The 16533-nt window shown below is 69.3% G+C and carries 14 protein-coding genes; 11 read left to right on the top strand and 3 right to left on the bottom strand.

All coding sequences use genetic code 11. The features are described 5' to 3' along the window. The 11 genes from ADK57_RS07665 to metK all read left to right on the top strand — a co-directional run bounded on the left by ADK57_RS07665 (window position 1) and on the right by metK (window position 12649). On the top strand, window positions 1–1287 hold the full coding sequence (locus ADK57_RS07665; protein ID WP_053748595.1) for a dihydroorotase: 1287 nt from the start codon (window positions 1–3) through the stop codon (window positions 1285–1287). Further along, window positions 1284–1850 carry a hypothetical protein gene (locus tag ADK57_RS07660; protein ID WP_053748594.1) on the top strand — a complete coding sequence of 189 codons (567 nt, stop codon included), beginning with the start codon at window positions 1284–1286 and terminating at the stop codon, window positions 1848–1850. The genes ADK57_RS07665 and ADK57_RS07660 overlap by 4 nt, the downstream gene beginning before the upstream one ends. Continuing rightward, window positions 1847–2989 (top strand): glutamine-hydrolyzing carbamoyl-phosphate synthase small subunit, encoded by a 1143-nt coding sequence (gene carA, locus ADK57_RS07655; RefSeq protein WP_053748593.1) that lies wholly within the window; start codon window positions 1847–1849, stop codon window positions 2987–2989. Before ADK57_RS07660 ends, carA begins: the two co-directional genes overlap by 4 nt. Then, entirely contained in the window at window positions 2982–6290 is a 3309-nt protein-coding gene (gene carB / locus ADK57_RS07650) for a carbamoyl-phosphate synthase large subunit (protein WP_053748592.1), read from the top strand. The genes carA and carB overlap by 8 nt, the downstream gene beginning before the upstream one ends. A gap of 65 nt (window positions 6291–6355) precedes the next feature. Continuing rightward, the gene (locus ADK57_RS07645; protein ID WP_053748591.1) at window positions 6356–7462 is read left to right on the top strand and encodes a quinone-dependent dihydroorotate dehydrogenase; all 1107 of its coding nucleotides are present in this window, start codon (window positions 6356–6358) and stop codon (window positions 7460–7462) included. Then, complete coding sequence (gene pyrF / locus ADK57_RS07640) at window positions 7459–8301, top strand: orotidine-5'-phosphate decarboxylase (protein ID WP_053748590.1); 843 nt, start codon at window positions 7459–7461, stop codon at window positions 8299–8301. The genes ADK57_RS07645 and pyrF overlap by 4 nt, the downstream gene beginning before the upstream one ends. Window positions 8302–8578: 277 nt before the next feature. Beyond that, window positions 8579–8902, top strand: coding sequence for an integration host factor (locus tag ADK57_RS07635; RefSeq protein ID WP_003977346.1), 324 nt, complete (start codon window positions 8579–8581; stop codon window positions 8900–8902). A gap of 59 nt (window positions 8903–8961) precedes the next feature. Next, entirely contained in the window at window positions 8962–9519 is a 558-nt protein-coding gene (gene gmk / locus ADK57_RS07630) for a guanylate kinase (RefSeq protein WP_053748589.1), read from the top strand. 83 nt (window positions 9520–9602) lie between these two features. Continuing rightward, window positions 9603–9875, top strand: coding sequence for a DNA-directed RNA polymerase subunit omega (gene rpoZ / locus ADK57_RS07625; RefSeq protein WP_003988945.1), 273 nt, complete (start codon window positions 9603–9605; stop codon window positions 9873–9875). A gap of 122 nt (window positions 9876–9997) precedes the next feature. After that, window positions 9998–11200, top strand: coding sequence for a bifunctional phosphopantothenoylcysteine decarboxylase/phosphopantothenate--cysteine ligase CoaBC (coaBC, locus tag ADK57_RS07620; protein ID WP_053748588.1), 1203 nt, complete (start codon window positions 9998–10000; stop codon window positions 11198–11200). Between the two features lie 240 nt (window positions 11201–11440). Next, complete coding sequence (metK, locus tag ADK57_RS07615; RefSeq protein ID WP_053748587.1) at window positions 11441–12649, top strand: methionine adenosyltransferase; 1209 nt, start codon at window positions 11441–11443, stop codon at window positions 12647–12649. A 69-nt stretch (window positions 12650–12718) separates the two neighbouring features. Here the strand turns inward: metK and ADK57_RS07610 are convergent, their stop codons facing one another. Genes ADK57_RS07610 through ADK57_RS07600 form a run of 3 tightly spaced genes read right to left on the bottom strand, consistent with a single transcriptional unit; the run spans window position 12719 to window position 16467 of the window. Then, window positions 12719–13837 (bottom strand): hypothetical protein, encoded by a 1119-nt coding sequence (locus tag ADK57_RS07610; RefSeq protein ID WP_053748586.1) that lies wholly within the window; start codon window positions 13835–13837, stop codon window positions 12719–12721. A 21-nt stretch (window positions 13838–13858) separates the two neighbouring features. Next, entirely contained in the window at window positions 13859–15790 is a 1932-nt protein-coding gene (locus tag ADK57_RS07605; RefSeq protein ID WP_053748585.1) for a hypothetical protein, read from the bottom strand. Further along, a complete protein-coding gene (locus ADK57_RS07600) occupies window positions 15787–16467 on the bottom strand; it encodes a toll/interleukin-1 receptor domain-containing protein (RefSeq protein ID WP_053748584.1) in 681 nt (226 codons plus the stop codon). Before ADK57_RS07600 ends, ADK57_RS07605 begins: the two co-directional genes overlap by 4 nt. Window positions 16468–16533: the final 66 nt, after the last annotated feature.

Below are 16533 nucleotides of genomic sequence, written 5' to 3'. Positions count from 1 at the left end.
ATGAGCAAGATCCTGATCCGTGGTGCGAAGGTGCTCGGCGGCGAGCCGCAGGACGTCCTGATCAACGGTGCGCTGATCGAGGCGGTCGGCAGCGGCCTCACCGCCGAGGGCGCCGAGGTCGTCGAGGCCGACGGCAAGGTGCTGCTGCCGGGCCTGGTCGACCTGCACACCCATCTGCGCGAGCCGGGCCGCGAGGACTCCGAGACCGTGCTGACCGGCACACGGGCGGCCGCCTCCGGCGGGTACACCGCCGTGTTCGCCATGGCCAACACCTTCCCGGTCGCCGACACCGCCGGTGTGGTCGAGCAGGTCTACCGGCTCGGCCAGGAACACGGCTACTGCGATGTACAGCCCATCGGTGCCGTCACCGTCGGCCTGGAGGGCAGGAAGCTCGCCGAGCTGGGCGCCATGCACGAGTCGGCCGCCGGCGTCACCGTCTTCTCCGACGACGGCAAGTGCGTCGACGACGCCGTGATCATGCGCCGGGCGCTGGAGTACGTGAAGGCCTTCGGCGGGGTCGTCGCCCAGCACGCGCAGGAGCCGCGGCTGACCGAGGGCGCCCAGATGAACGAGGGCGTCGTCTCCGCCGAGCTGGGGCTCGGGGGCTGGCCCGCGGTGGCCGAAGAATCGGTCATCGCGCGGGACGTCCTGCTCGCCGAGCACGTCGGTTCCCGCGTCCACATCTGCCATCTGTCGACCGCCGGGTCGGTGGAGATCGTCCGCTGGGCCAAGTCCCGCGGCATCGACGTCACCGCCGAGGTCACCCCGCACCACCTCCTCCTCACCGACGAGCTGGTACGGACGTACAACCCGGTCTTCAAGGTCAACCCGCCGCTGCGCACCGAGCGGGACGTGCTCGCCCTGCGCGAGGCGCTCGCCGACGGCACGATCGACATCGTGGCCACCGACCACGCCCCCCACCCGCACGAGGACAAGGACTGCGAGTGGGCCGCGGCCGCCATGGGCATGGTCGGTCTGGAGACCGCGCTGTCGGTGGTCCAGGAGACGATGGTCGACACCGGGCTGCTCGACTGGGCGCAGGTCGCCGACCGAATGTCCGTCAAGCCCGCGCAGATCGGGCAGGCCAAGGGGCACGGGCGGCCCGTCTCGGCAGGTGAGCCCGCCAACCTCACGCTCGTCGACACGGAATACCGTGGGTCCGTGGACCCCGCGGGCTTCGCCTCGCGCAGCCGCAACACCCCGTACGAGGGTCGCGAGCTGCCGGGCCGTGTCACGCACACGTGGCTCCGGGGCAAGGCCACGCTCGTCGACGGGAAGCTCACGTGACACCTGTAATTCTGCTGGCCGCCGAGAAGGAATCGGCTCAGGTCACCGACTGGGCGGCCCGCATCGGCTGGCTCGTCGGACTCGCCCTCTTCGTCGCGCTCGTCTACTGGCTGATGCGCGAGGGCTGGAAGTGGCGCGGCACGCTCCAGGGCGACCTGCCCGAGCTCCACACCGCGCCTTCCGAGCCGGGTGCGGCCAGACTGGCGATGAGTGGCCGCTACCACGGCTCCACCACGGCCGGGCAGTGGCTCGACCGCATCGTGGCGCACGGTCTGGGCACTCGCAGCCGGGTCGAGCTCACGCTGACGGACGCGGGGCTGGACGTCGTACGCCCGGGAGCGACCGACTTCTTCGTCCCCGTCGAGGCGCTGCGCGAGGCCCGGCTGGACAAGGGCATCGCCGGCAAGGTGCTGACCGAGGGCGGGCTGCTGGTCGTGACCTGGGCGCACGGCGAGCGGCTGATCGACTCCGGTTTCCGCTCCGAGCGCGCGGCCGAGCACAACGAATGGGTCGAGGCCATCAACTCCATGATCAACAAGACGGAAACGGAAGGCGCACGATGACGACCTCCACAAGGGGAGCCGCCAAGACTCCCGCGGTACTCGTCCTGGAGGACGGCCGGATCTTCCGCGGCCGCGCCTACGGGGCCGTGGGGGTGACCTTCGGGGAAGCCGTCTTCTCCACCGGCATGACCGGTTACCAGGAGACGCTCACCGACCCGTCGTACCACCGCCAGGTCGTCGTGATGACCGCCCCGCACGTCGGCAACACGGGCGTCAACGACGAGGACCCCGAGTCCAAGCGGATCTGGGTCGCCGGATACGTGGTGCGCGACCCCGCGCGCGTGCCGTCCAACTGGCGCTCCCGCCGCTCGCTCGACGAGGAACTGCGCACGCAGGGTGTCGTCGGGATCTCCGGCATCGACACGCGCGCGCTGACGCGCCACCTGCGGGAGCGCGGCGCCATGCGCGTCGGCATCTTCTCCGGCAACGCGCTGCCCGACGACGGCACCATGCTCGCCGAGGTGCGGCAGGCGCCCGAGATGAAGGGCGCGAACCTCTCCGCGGAGGTCGCCACCAAGGAGACGTACGTCGTCCCGGCGATCGGTGAGAAGAAGTTCACCGTCGCCGCCGTCGACCTCGGCATCAAGGGCATGACCCCGCACCGCATGGCCGAGCGCGGCATCGAGGTGCACGTGCTGCCCGCCACGGCGAGCATCGAGGAGGTGTACGCCGTCCAGCCCGACGGTGTGTTCTTCTCCAACGGGCCCGGCGACCCGGCCACCGCCGACCATCCCGTCTCCGTCATGCAGGCGGTCCTCGAGCGCGGCACGCCGTTGTTCGGCATCTGCTTCGGCAACCAGATCCTGGGGCGGGCGCTGGGCTTCGGCACCTACAAGCTGAAGTACGGCCACCGCGGCATCAACCAGCCGGTGCAGGACCGTACGACCGGCAAGGTCGAGGTCACCGCGCACAACCACGGCTTCGCGGTCGACGCCCCGCTCGACGGGGCCGCCGAGACCCCCTACGGCCGCGCCGAGGTCTCCCACGTGTGCCTCAACGACAACGTGGTGGAGGGGCTGCAGCTCCTCGACCGCCCCGCCTTCAGCGTCCAGTACCACCCCGAAGCGGCAGCCGGCCCGCACGACGCCGCCTACCTGTTCGACCGCTTCGTATCCCTGATGGAGGGCCAGCGTGCCTAAGCGCACCGATATCCAGTCCGTCCTGGTCATCGGCTCCGGCCCGATCGTCATCGGCCAGGCCGCCGAGTTCGACTACTCCGGCACCCAGGCGTGCCGCATCCTGCGCGCCGAGGGGCTCCGGGTCATCCTGGTCAACTCCAACCCGGCGACGATCATGACCGACCCGGAGATCGCCGACGCCACCTACGTGGAGCCGATCACCCCGGAGTTCGTCGAGAAGATCATCGCCAAGGAGCGGCCGGACGCGCTGCTGCCGACGCTCGGTGGCCAGACCGCCCTCAACACCGCGATCTCCATGCACGAGCAGGGAGTGCTGGAGAAGTACGGTGTCGAGCTGATCGGCGCCAACGTCGAGGCGATCAACAAGGGCGAGGACCGCGACCTCTTCAAGGACGTCGTCGAGGCCGTCCGCGGGAAGATCGGGCACGGCGAGTCCGCCCGGTCGGTCATCTGCCACTCCATGGACGACGTGCTCGGGGGCGTCGAGACGCTCGGCGGCTACCCCGTCGTCGTCCGGCCCTCCTTCACCATGGGCGGCGCCGGCTCCGGCTTCGCGCACAACGAGGAGGAGCTGCGCCGGATCGCCGGCCAGGGCCTCACCCTGTCTCCCACCACCGAGGTGCTCCTGGAGGAGTCCATCCTCGGCTGGAAGGAGTACGAGCTGGAGCTCATGCGCGACAAGAACGACAACGTCGTGGTCGTCTGCTCCATCGAGAACTTCGACCCGATGGGCGTCCACACCGGCGACTCGATCACCGTCGCGCCCGCGATGACGCTGACCGACCGCGAGTACCAGCGCCTGCGCGACATCGGCATCGCGATCATCCGCGAGGTCGGCGTCGACACCGGCGGCTGCAACATCCAGTTCGCGGTCAACCCCGTCGACGGCCGCATCATCGTCATCGAGATGAACCCGCGTGTGTCGCGCTCCTCGGCCCTCGCGTCGAAGGCCACCGGCTTCCCGATCGCCAAGATCGCCGCCAAGCTGGCCGTCGGCTACACCCTCGACGAGATCCCGAACGACATCACGGAGAAGACGCCGGCCTCCTTCGAGCCGACCCTCGACTACGTGGTCGTGAAGGCCCCGCGCTTCGCCTTCGAGAAGTTCCCGAGCGCCGACTCCACGCTGACCACGACCATGAAGTCGGTCGGCGAGGCCATGGCGATCGGCCGCAACTTCACCGAGGCCTTCCAGAAGGCGCTGCGCTCGCTGGAGAAGAAGGGCTCGCAGTTCACCTTCGTCGGCGAGACGGGCGACAAGAAGGAGCTCCTGGAGGCTTCGGTCCGCCCGACCGACGGCCGGATCAACACGGTCATGCAGGCGATCCGCGCCGGTGCCACTCCCGAGGAGGTCTTCGAGTACACGAAGATCGACCCCTGGTTCGTGGACCAGCTGTTCCTGATCAAGGAGATCGCGGACGAGCTCTCCGCCGCCGAGCGCCTGGACGCCGAGCTGCTCGCCGAGGCCAAGCGGCACGGCTTCTCCGACCAGCAGATCGGCGAGATCCGGGGCCTGCGCGAGGACGTCGTGCGCGAGGTGCGGCACGCGCTGGGCGTGCGCCCGGTGTACAAGACGGTCGACACCTGCGCCGCCGAGTTCGCCGCGAAGACCCCGTACTTCTACTCCTCCTACGACGAGGAGAGCGAGGTCGCGCCCCGCGAGAAACCGGCCGTCATCATCCTGGGCTCCGGCCCCAACCGCATCGGCCAGGGCATCGAGTTCGACTACTCCTGCGTCCACGCCTCCTTCGCGCTGAGCGACGCCGGGTACGAGACCGTGATGGTCAACTGCAACCCGGAGACCGTCTCCACGGACTACGACACCTCCGACCGCCTGTACTTCGAGCCGCTGACGCTGGAAGACGTGCTGGAGATCGTCCACGCCGAGTCGCTCGCCGGCCCGATCGCGGGCGTGATCGTGCAGCTCGGCGGCCAGACCCCGCTGGGCCTGTCGCAGGCGCTGAAGGACAACGGCGTGCCGGTCGTCGGCACGTCCCCCGAGGCCATCCATGCCGCCGAGGACCGCGGCGCCTTCGGCCGCGTGCTCGCCGAGGCAGGCCTCCCGGCCCCCAAGCACGGCACCGCCACCACCTTCGCCGAGGCCAAGGCCATCGCCGACGAGATCGGCTACCCGGTCCTCGTACGGCCGTCGTACGTCCTCGGCGGGCGCGGCATGGAGATCGTGTACGACGAGACCCGGCTGTCGTCCTACATCGCCGAGTCGACCGAGATCAGCCCCTCCCGGCCGGTCCTGGTCGACCGCTTCCTCGACGACGCGATCGAGATCGACGTCGACGCCCTGTACGACGGTGAGGAGCTCTACCTCGGCGGCGTCATGGAGCACATCGAGGAGGCCGGCATCCACTCCGGCGACTCGGCGTGCGCCCTGCCCCCGATCACGCTGGGCGGCTTCGACATCAAGCGCCTGCGGGCCTCGACGGAGGCCATCGCCAAGGGCGTCGGAGTGCGCGGCCTGATCAACATCCAGTTCGCGATGGCGGGCGACATCCTCTACGTCCTGGAGGCCAACCCGCGTGCCTCCCGCACCGTCCCCTTCACCTCGAAGGCGACCGCGGTACCGCTGGCGAAGGCCGCCGCCCGGATCTCCCTGGGCGCGACCGTCGCCGAACTGCGCGCGGAAGGACTGCTCCCGGCGACCGGTGACGGCGGCGAACTCCCGCTCGACGCGCCGATCTCCGTCAAGGAGGCCGTCATGCCGTGGTCGCGCTTCCGCGACATCCACGGACGGGGCGTCGACACGGTCCTCGGCCCGGAGATGCGCTCCACCGGCGAAGTCATGGGCATCGACTCCGTCTTCGGCACGGCGTACGCCAAGTCGCAGGCCGGCGCGTACGGCCCGCTGCCCACCAAGGGCCGCGCCTTCATCTCGGTCGCCAACCGCGACAAGCGCTCGATGATCTTCCCGGCGCGTGAACTGGTGGCCCACGGCTTCGAGTTGCTCGCCACCTCCGGCACCGCCGAGGTCCTCAAGCGCAACGGCATCAACGCCGTCGTCGTGCGCAAGCAGTCCGAGGGCACCGGCCCGAACGGCGAGAGGACCATCGTCCAGCTCATCCACGACGGCGAGGTCGACCTCATCGTCAACACGCCGTACGGCACCGGCGGCCGCCTCGACGGCTACGAGATCCGTACGGCGGCCGTGGCGCGGTCCGTGCCGTGTCTGACGACCGTCCAGGCGCTCGCGGCGGCCGTCCAGGGCATCGACGCCCTCAACCACGGTGACGTGGGCGTCCGTTCGCTCCAGGAACACGCGGAACACCTGACCGCGGCCCGCGACTAGCAGCCCTGAGGGGGACACCGGAAACGGTGTCCCCCTCTTCATGAGGACCCCAGAGGACTCTCGCGATGTACAAGCTCTTCTTCCGTCTGGTCTTCACCCGGATGGACCCCGAGAAGGCCCACTACCTGGCCTTCCGTTGGATCCGGCTCGCCGTCGGGATCCCCGTACTGCGTACGTTCGTCGCCGCCGCCCTCGCGCCCCGCCACAGGGAGCTGCGCACGGAGGCCTTCGGGCTGCGGATGCACGGCCCCTTCGGGCTCGCAGCCGGCTTCGACAAGAACGCGGTCGCCATCGACGGCATGTCGATGCTCGGCTTCGACCACGTCGAGATCGGCACGGTCACCGGGGAGCCGCAGCCCGGCAACCCCAAGAAGCGGCTGTTCCGGCTCGTGAAGGACCGCGCGCTGATCAACCGCATGGGCTTCAACAACGAGGGCTCGCTGGCCGTCGCCGCCCGCCTGGCCTCGCGTACACCCGTCTTCAGGACGGTCGTCGGCGTCAACATCGGCAAGACCAAGGTCGTCCCGGAGGAGGAGGCCGTCCTCGACTACGTGAAGTCGACCGAGCGCCTCGCGCCGTACGCCGACTACCTGGTCGTCAACGTGTCGTCGCCGAACACGCCGGGTCTGCGCAACCTGCAGGCGGTCGACCATCTGCGTCCCCTGCTGAGCGCCGTCCGTGAGGCCGCCGACCGTACGGTGACCTCGCGCCGCGTTCCGCTCCTGGTGAAGATCGCACCGGATCTGGCCGACGAGGACGTCGACGCGGTCGCCGACCTGGCCGTGGAGCTCGGCCTGGACGGGATCATCGCCACCAACACCACCATCGCGCGCGAGGACCTCGGCCTGAAGTCGGAACCCGGCCTGGTGAAGGAGACCGGCGGCCTGTCCGGCGCGCCCCTGAAGACCCGCTCCCTGGAGGTGCTGCGCCGCCTCTACGCGCGCGTGGGCGACCGGATCACCCTCGTGGGCGTCGGCGGCATCGAGAACGCCGAGGACGCCTGGCAGCGCATCCTGGCCGGCGCCACGCTGGTCCAGGGATACAGCGCCTTCATCTACGAGGGTCCCTTCTGGGGCCGCGCCATCCACAAGGGACTCGCCGCGCGCCTTCGTATGAGCCCCTACGCCACCCTTGCCGACGCGGTCGGCGCCGACGTAAGGAAGACGGCATGACTCTGGAGCCCTTCGGCGCACGCCTGAGCCGGGCGATGGACGAGCGCGGCCCGCTCTGCGTCGGTATCGACCCGCACGCCTCCCTGCTCACCGAGTGGGGTCTGAACGACGACGTGGCGGGCCTGGAGCGGTTCAGCCGTACGGTCGTCGAGGCGATGGCCGACCGGGTCGCCGTGCTCAAGCCGCAGAGTGCCTTCTTCGAGCGCTTCGGGTCGCGGGGCGTGGCCGTCCTGGAGAAGTCGGTCGCCGAGGCGCGGCAGGCCGGCGCGCTGGTCGTGATGGACGCCAAGCGCGGCGACATCGGCTCGACCATGGCCGCGTACGCCGAGTCCTTCCTCCACAAGGACGCCCCGCTCTTCTCCGACGCGCTGACCGTCTCGCCGTACCTCGGCTACGGCTCGCTCGAGCCGGCCGTGGAGCTGGCGCGGGAGAACGGCACCGGTCTCTTCGTGCTGGCGCTGACCTCCAACCCCGAGGGCGGCGAGGTCCAGCACGCCGTCCGTGCGGACGGCCGTAACGTCGGAGCGACGATGCTGGCCCATCTGGCCGTCGAGAACGCGGGAGAGGGGCCCCTGGGGTCCTTCGGGGCCGTCGTGGGCGCCACGCTCGGCGACCTGTCGTCGTACGACCTGGACATCAACGGTCCGCTGCTGGCGCCCGGAATCGGTGCCCAGGGGGCGACTCCGGCCGACCTCCCCGGCGTTTTCGGCACAGCCGTGCGCAACGTCGTGCCGAACGTCAGCCGGGGTGTGTTGCGCCACGGTCCCGACGTGGTCGCTCTGCGTGACGCCGCTGACCGCTTCGCGGAGGAGATCCGGGCCGCGGTGGCTGCCGCCTGAGGCCCTCGTCCCACTCGCTCGAGTCATCCGATGAGTGGTTCGAAGTCGACTTGAGTCTGAATACATTCTCAAATCCGGGGCAGTATGTCTGAAATGTCTGGCCTGACGGAGGCTGACCAGGACTTTTCCGCTGTTCTCGCTGACTCTGGCGCACTTGGCCGCTAGTCTCCGACGAGAGTGAACGGGCAAGCGTGTTGCTCGTAGCTCCCCAGGTGTGGGGCGACTAGGTTCCTCACCGGTCCGTATCCGACAGTTCGACATCCGAGGTGACGTAGGCGTGGCTCTTCCGCCCCTTACCCCTGAACAGCGCGCAGCCGCGCTCGAAAAGGCCGCCGCGGCTCGCCGGGAGCGGGCCGAGGTCAAGAATCGACTCAAGCACTCCGGCGCCTCCCTGCACGAGGTCATCAAGCAGGGCCAGGAGAACGACGTCATCGGCAAGATGAAGGTCTCCGCGCTGCTTGAGTCCCTGCCTGGCGTGGGCAAGGTCCGCGCCAAGCAGATCATGGAGCGACTCGGCATCTCCGAGAGCCGCCGTGTGCGCGGCCTCGGTTCCAACCAGATCGCCTCCCTGGAGCGTGAGTTCGGCAGCACCGGCTCCTGATCCCGGGTACTCCGGGAAGGGAGTCCCGGGCACTCCGGGATTGCTGGAATAATCGCTGCATGAGTGAACGTCCGCGGCTGACCGTGCTCTCCGGCCCCTCCGGGGTCGGCAAGAGCACGGTCGTCGTCCATATGCGCAAGGAACACCCCGAGGTATGGCTCTCGGTGTCGGCGACGACCCGCAAGCCCCGCCCCGGCGAGAAGCACGGAGTCCAGTACTTCTTCGTCACCGACGAGGAGATGGACAAGCTGATCGCCAACGGTGAGCTGCTGGAGTGGGCCGAGTTCGCCGGCAACCGCTACGGCACGCCGCGTGCGGCCGTGCTGGAGCGCCTGGAGGCGGGTGAACCCGTACTCCTGGAGATCGACCTCCAGGGTGCCCGGCAGGTCCGCGAGTCCATGAAGGACGCCCAGCTGGTGTTTCTGGCTCCTCCCTCCTGGGAGGAGCTCGTGCGCAGACTCACCGGACGGGGCACCGAGCCGCCCGAGGTGATCGAGCGCCGCCTGGAGGCGGCGAAGATCGAACTGGCGGCCGAGCCGGAGTTCGACGTGACCCTGGTCAACACCTCCGTCGAGGATGTAGCGCGTGAGCTGCTAGCCTTGATGGATGTTGTGTGATCACGATTCATGTCATCACGAGTCATGTCGTCACGACTGATGTGATCACGACCGATCTTTTCCCATCCATCGGAAGGTAGAGCGTGTCCTCTTCCATCTCCGCGCCCGAGGGCATCATCAACCCGCCGATCGACGAGCTTCTCGAGGCCACGGACTCGAAGTACAGCCTCGTGATCTACGCGGCCAAGCGGGCCCGCCAGATCAACGCGTACTACTCGCAGCTCGGCGAGGGCCTCCTCGAGTACGTCGGTCCGCTCGTGGACACCCACGTCCACGAGAAGCCGCTGTCGATCGCCCTGCGCGAGATCAACGCGGGTCTGCTGACGTCCGAGGCCGTCGAGGGCCCGGCGCAGTAGTATTTTCGGTTTGCAGTTGACTTTTCCACAGGCCCGGCAGCGCGACTGCCGGGCCTGTGGTGTGTGATGGGGGTGTGCGCCGGGAGCCGCGGCGCACACGTTCCGAGGTGCGGGGAGAGACGGTGGACAAGCCGAAGGTCGTTCTGGGCGTCAGCGGTGGCATTGCCGCCTACAAGGCCTGCGAGCTGCTGCGCAGACTGACCGAGTCCGGGCACGACGTCCGGGTCGTGCCGACCGCCTCCGCCCTGCACTTCGTCGGCGCCGCCACCTGGTCCGCGCTCTCCGGCAACCCGGTCTCGACCGAGGTCTGGGACGACGTCCACGAGGTGCCGCACGTCCGCATCGGTCAGCACGCCGACCTGGTGGTCGTCGCGCCGGCCACCGCGGACATGCTCGCCAAGGCCGCCCACGGCCTGGCCGACGACCTCCTCACCAACACCCTGCTCACGGCCCGCTGCCCGGTCGTCTTCGCGCCCGCCATGCACACCGAGATGTGGGAGCACCCGGCCACCCAGGAGAACGTGGCGGCACTGCGCCGCCGGGGCGCCGTGGTCATCGAGCCGGCCGTCGGCCGCCTCACCGGTGTCGACACGGGCAAGGGCAGGCTGCCCGACCCCGCCGAGATCTTCGAGGTCTGCCGTCGTGTGCTGGCCAGGGGAGTGACGGAACCGGACCTCGTCGGCCGACACGTGGTCGTCAGCGCCGGAGGCACCCGCGAGCCCCTCGACCCGGTCCGCTTCCTCGGCAATCGCTCCTCCGGCAAGCAGGGCTACGCCCTCGCCCGCACCGCCGCCGCCCGGGGCGCCCGGGTCACGCTGGTCGCGGCGAACACCGGCCTGCCCGACCCGGCGGGCGTGGACGTCGTCCCGGTCGGGACGGCCGTACAGCTGCGCGAAGCGGTGCTGAAGGCCGCCGCGGACGCCGACGCGGTCGTCATGGCCGCCGCGGTGGCCGACTTCCGGCCGGAGACGTACGCGGCCGGGAAGATCAAGAAGAAGGACGGCCAGGACCCGGATCCCATAGTGCTCGTACGGAATCCGGACATCCTCGCGGAGATCTCGGCCGATCGCGCCCGCCCGGGTCAGGTGGTCGTCGGCTTCGCCGCCGAGACGGACGACGTGCTGGCCAACGGCCGTACGAAGCTGCGCCGCAAGGGCTGCGACCTCCTCGTGGTGAACGAGGTGGGGGAGCGCAAGACGTTCGGCTCAGAGGAGAACGAGGCCGTGGTTCTGGGCGCGGACGACAGCGAGACCCCGGTCCCGTACGGTCCGAAGGAAGCCCTGGCCGAAACCGTGTGGGACTTGGTGGCCGAACGCCTGAACTGAGTGTTTCTTCCGGCTCAAGGATCGCCGAGGCCTCGTAGATTTGGGCGTGGCGCCCCTGGCCAAGCCCGCTCGGGATTGGGCAGAATGCACCGTGCCGCAGGTCACAGCACTCCCGAGAGGCGAGACAGGGGGGTGGGTGGCCGAGTGCGACCGATAAACTGTTCTCGGACGACGCCGGGCGCAGCCCCCGTCCCGTCCGCCAATGATCAGCCAGCAGCCGCTGCAACCCCAGGGAGCGTTGTGTCCCGTCGCCTGTTCACCTCGGAGTCCGTTACCGAGGGCCACCCCGACAAGATCGCTGACCAGATCAGCGACACCATTCTCGACGCGCTCCTGAAGGAGGACCCGACCTCCCGGGTCGCCGTCGAGACGCTGATCACGACCGGCCTGGTGCACGTGGCCGGCGAGGTCACCACCAAGGCCTACGCACCCATCGCGCAGCTGGTGCGCGACAAGATCCTGGAGATCGGCTACGACTCCTCGAAGAAGGGCTTCGACGGCGCCTCCTGCGGCGTCTCGGTGTCCATCGGCGCGCAGTCCCCGGACATCGCGCAGGGCGTCGACACCGCCTACGAGTCCCGGGTCGAGGGCGACGAGGACGAGCTGGACCGCCAGGGCGCGGGCGACCAGGGCCTGATGTTCGGTTACGCGACCGACGAGACCCCCACCCTGATGCCGCTGCCGATCTTCCTGGCGCACCGTCTGTCCAGCCGCCTGTCCGAGGTCCGCAAGAACGGCACCATCCCCTACCTGCGCCCGGACGGCAAGACGCAGGTCACCATCGAGTACGACGGCGACAAGGCCGTCCGCCTCGACACGGTCGTGGTCTCCTCGCAGCATGCGTCGGACATCGACCTGGAGTCGCTGCTGGCGCCCGACATCCGCGAGTTCGTCGTGGAGCCGGAGCTGAAGGCGCTGCTCGACGAGGGCATCAAGCTGGACACCGAGAACTACCGCCTCCTGGTGAACCCGACCGGCCGCTTCGAGATCGGCGGCCCGATGGGCGACGCCGGCCTGACCGGCCGCAAGATCATCATCGACACGTACGGCGGCATGGCCCGCCACGGCGGCGGTGCCTTCTCCGGCAAGGACCCGTCCAAGGTCGACCGCTCCGCGGCGTACGCGATGCGCTGGGTCGCCAAGAACGTCGTCGCCGCGGGCCTGGCCACCCGCTGCGAGGTGCAGGTCGCGTACGCGATCGGCAAGGCCGAGCCGGTCGGCCTGTTCGTGGAGACATTCGGCACCGCCAAGGTCGACACCGAGCGGATCGAGAAGGCGATCGACGAGGTCTTCGACCTCCGCCCGGCCGCCATCATCCGCGACCTCGACCTGCTCCGCCCGATCTACGCCCAGACGGCGGCGTACGGCCACTTCGGCCGCGAGCTTCCGGAGTTCACCTGGGAGAAGACGGACCGGGTGGACGCGCTGCGGAAGGCTGCGGGGCTGTAGTTCCCCAGGCTCTTCAGCGGGCCCGGTTCTCTCGTGTTCGAGAGAACCGGGCCCGTCCCGTTGTGCGGATCAAAGGCTGTAGTCGTCCAGATCGGGCGGCTCGGCCTTGGGGTTCTCCTCGTCCGGCGGCTCAGAGGCGTACGACTCGCCCGACGGCGTGCTACCGGTCCAGAAGCGGTCGAGACGACGCCGTAGCGCCTGGGCCATCTCCGACTGCCCCGCTGCCTCGGCGTCGTCCGCGACTCGCTTGAGGAAGAGCAGATGACGCGGGTCCGCTTCAGGGAGGCCGACGAATTCCAGGAGCAAGTCCGCGTACTCGTCGGGTGTGCGGGGTGCCGTCATAACCGATTCGGGCTGCGGCTCCTGCGCCACGTCCGTCGCCGATTCCACGGAAAGGCCGGGGACGAAGCGGTGGAAATCGGCGGGCACAGGCTGGTCGTGTGCGGCCGACGCGAGTTCCGCCAGCAGCCCGATGTCTGAGACCGTCTTGTCGATCCGATCGTCGTTCTTCGCCAGCCACCACACCACCGCGCTGCCCGGCGTCCTGAGCACGTCGTCGCCCAGGTAGGCGCGCTTGTTCTGCTCCCACTTGCGCTCGTGCTCCCACACCGCCTCGTCCTTGCGTACTGTGGCCAGCTTCTCCAGACGCTCGCGGTCCGCTTCCTCCAGTCTCAGCTGCACGCTCTCCGCCATCGCGATGACGCGGCCGTTCGCGTCGGGCAGCATGGTCGCCAGTTCGCCGTTCAGCCGGTGCTGGACGAGGGAGCTGCGGTGAGGTGAGGAGATTTGGGTGACTTGGCGAGCGCGCTCCAGCACTGCGTCCACCGCCAGCCCGCCGGCGTTGACGGTGGGCGCGTTCGAGGGGGCGTCCTGCGGCAGCCAGCGGATGGTGGCGGAGAACAGGAAGTCGTAGTCCTCGGACAGCGAAGGCAGTGCGATGTCCCGGACGACGCACTCCCAGCGCTCGACCGGAGCGATGGGCAGGTCGGGTTCGAGCTGCCGCTCGGACGGGATCACCGGCCTGTGCCGGCCCTCGCGGGCGAGTGAGACCGCCACGTAGACGACGAGGGCGGCGACCGAGAGGGGCCACGCCCACAGCGGCCACCGGGTCGTCAGTCCGACGATCGTGATCAGCAGCGCGAGGATGACGGCGACGAAGCCCGTCATGGCCTTGTGACCGGAGTGCATCAGTCGTCTCCCGGGGGACGGTCAGGGGCGGTTTCCGTGGAGGCATTGGACGGCGTCGATCTTCTGCTGGACGAGCCGGGCCACCCGGTGGGGATGGGCCAACTGGTAAAGGCGACCCAGGTCGAGGGGCCTGCCGCGGCAGGCGCGTACCAGGACGTCGATCAGTTGATCGCGGTGCTGCGGGATCGTGTGCCCAGCGGCCGACAGCCACTCGTCGGGCAGGTCGTGCCATTCGGCCAGCGGGACTGACTCGAACAAGGCCGCCCAGCACATAGTGAGTTGCTCTTGTACCCCTCGTTCGTCGAGCAGAGCGGTGCTCGCCCCGTCGCGCAGCAGGGTCAGATGGCGAGGCGATGCCAGAGCGGCGAACAGGCGGATGTCCGCGTCCCGGGATTTGCCCAACTCGCGTGCCAGACGTTCCAGCATCCGGCGGTGCAGCCGATGGTCGGGCAGGACCAGCCTGATCAGGCGCGACTGGGCCGCCCGGCCCCGGCTGTGATGTCGGCTCATATGGTGCAGCCGCACCATGGCCTGCTCCGGGTACCGCAACGCGATTCCTCCGGAACAGACGGCGAGGAGGACATCGGCCCGTGCGTCCGACAGTGCGGGGAAGACCGCCCAGTCGTACAGCTCCTTGCGGACCCTCCGGCCGTGGTCCCGATGAAGTGCTCCGTAAGAGAGTGCCCGTGCCGCCGCCGGACGTGCCAGGAGACCGCCTTGGTCGGCCCAGTCCCGCGCGCGCCTCAGAAGGTCGCCGGGACCGCTGATGCGCAGCGATTGCTCGGCGTACCGCTCGGCCAGCACAAGCCGGTCCCCAGGTGCCAGCGACGCCAGGCCGAGGGTCTGGCCGACCCAGTCACCCAGGCGGCTGCGGAGACCCGGCATGTTGTTCCAGAAGTGGGTGCGGATGGCGATGTCGTAGTCCATCTCCGCGAACGACACGCGGCCGTGCGCGTCGGGAGTCGCCTTGATCTCGGCAAAGCGGGAGGACAGGTCCTCACGTTCGAGCAGCGGTCGGTCGTCCGCCGGGTGCCGCACCGACGAGAGCAGCGACTCGCACGCTTCGTACACGGCGTCCGAGCGAGCGCCCTGGAGCATGGCCGTGGCCAGCAACAGGGCCCTGAGCCGGCCGTCCTGCAAAGCGACGACTCGTTGGGCCACGTCCTCTGGGCGCCGGGTGAGCGCCGCCACCGCCGTGCGGCACCAGTCGTCGAACCTGTCCGACCGACCCGCACCGGCTTCGGTCCGGATGAGCCACGCGAGGTGGGCGACGTGGTCCAGGGGCGGCCGGTGACCTAGGAAGCGCTCGACTTCGTCCGGCAGGTCTTCCAGTTCGTGGGTGTCGCGCAGCCCGGCTTCGCGCAAGGCACCGAGCAGGACCTGGTGGAAGGACGGACGGCCGATGACCGCGCGGAGCGGGGCCAGGTCCGAGTGCAGGGTCTCGGGGAGCGGGTTCGGCAGTACGACCGCGAGACGTGAGCCGTTCTTGCATACGGCGGCATGGAAGCTCGGCAGGCTGTCATGAATCGTCTTCCAGCTCTCCCCGTCGGCCTCCGACAGGTCGAGCAACAGGCCTTCCGCCTCCCCTGCCGGGAGCGGATCGAGCTGTACGTTCCCGGCGTCGTCCTCCGCCAGCACTTCGTGGAGGCTGTTCCGCAGCGGCTGGTACTCGTACAGCAGCATGCGTGCAGCCGCGTTCCTGCCGCCGCCCGGCTCACCGTCGATGAGGACCGTGTGGGTGTCGTCCAGGATCTGCCGGGCGTGGTCGAATCCCTCCGGGTGGGCGAAGCGTCGTTTGAGGCCTGCGAGGAAGTCGGAGGCGAGAGGCCGCGAGCGGGACTCAGGGCTGTCCCTTCCGCCGCCGTAGTGCTGGTAGTACACGTGCTGCGGCCCGCTTCCGGTGTGAAACGTGTTCTGCCAGCCGTCGAACTTGTTGTCGAACGTGGGGCTCACCGCCGACGATCCTCATCGCCCGTAAACCGCAGGGAGCCTGTGTGGTGATGGGTGTGCTGGTCGCCCGAACCCGTGTGGAACGGGCCGGTGTTGTTCTTGTAGATGGCCCCGGCGATGTCCCCGCTGAAGTCACGGCCTTGCACCAGCGTGCCCTGGTCACCCCCGGAGACGGAGTTGCCCGGGCCGGCCTCCGGGGCGGAGGAAGGGTTTTGCCGTCGTTGGTCCGTCAACTCTGGTATCAATAGGGCCAGTTCGTCGCCTATCCGGACCAGATCCGTGCTCGAGTCGTACGGGACGTACCGCAGTGACTGGTATTCGGACAGCCAGGACAGCGCGGACGGCAACTCGTCTTTGCGCAGCCACGCGACGTTGGCGCCGCCGAGAATCGGGATGATGGGGATGCGACAGGCGTGCGCCTCGGTGATCTCCCGTCGGACCCAGTCGTCCTCGCGACGCAGCCCGGGGGCCGCTGCCCAGCCAGGCCCGATGACGACGAGCACGGCGCGACTGCGGCGAAGCTGGGTCAACAGCTCGTGAGGGTACTCGGACCCCGGCCGGATCGACCGCCCGTCGCGGAAGACCGCGTCGACTCCGAAGCGATTGCGCAGGGCCTCGTCCAACGTGGCGGCGAGGTGGTCCCCGTCGTCGGTGCGGTAGTTGATGAAGATTTCGGGCACGGCGAAGTCTCCCCAAGTCGTGACGGGTGCGTGGTCGGGAATGCCAGAGCGGTGGTGGTCCGCGTG

The organism is Streptomyces sp. MMG1533 (genome assembly GCF_001279775.1).
Classification (GTDB): domain Bacteria; phylum Actinomycetota; class Actinomycetes; order Streptomycetales; family Streptomycetaceae; genus Streptomyces.
This window is presented reverse-complemented; position numbering and strand designations above follow the sequence as displayed.